Consider the following 584-nt stretch of genomic DNA (forward strand, 5'->3'; position numbering starts at 1 on the left):
GCCCCACTTCACGGATTTCCAGACGGCGTTGGCGGTGTCGTTGAGCCCGCACCGCAGCGCGGCCATGCGCAGTCCGGCGGCCGGGTTCGTCGTCAGGTTGACCGGATAGGTGACGCTGGTACCGGTGCCGCTGGTCGGCGTGTCCGTCACCATTCCGTCCGCCGTGCCCCAGGCGGTGTAGCTGGGCGAGGACGCGTTGCCGGTCTTGATGGTCACGCCGTCCGGATCGAGCACCAGCGCATCGTTGCGCGAGGTGAAGGTGCGCGTGGCGCTGCCAGACTTGGCCGACAGCGTGCCCACCGTCGTGCCGGCCGCCACGGCGCCGGACACGGCGTTGGCGAGCGTCTGGCTGAACGTGATCGACGGGAGCGCGCTCGAAAGCAGGCCGAGGTAGTTGCGGGCATTCTGCACGAGGAAGAACAGTCCGTCGTACACCACGTCGAGGACGATCACGTCGCCTGCTGCCGTGGCCGGCGTGAAGGCGGACGAGAACACGAAGCCCGAGGCGAAGGTCAGCGTGGTCGTGCCGGTGAGGGCGATGCGCCAGACGTAGCGGCCGCCGGCCTGCGCGCCGGTCGGGAGCC

The 584-nt window shown here is 69.9% G+C and carries 1 protein-coding gene; it reads right to left on the bottom strand.

Annotated features, from left to right (window positions below; all coding sequences use genetic code 11):
* On the bottom strand, window positions 1-584 hold a 584-nt coding region (locus M0638_RS28385; RefSeq protein ID WP_248670315.1), incomplete at both ends, for a hypothetical protein.

It is taken from the genome of Roseomonas acroporae (genome assembly GCF_023223525.1).
Classification (GTDB): Bacteria; Pseudomonadota; Alphaproteobacteria; order Acetobacterales; family Acetobacteraceae; genus Roseomonas_E; species Roseomonas_E acroporae.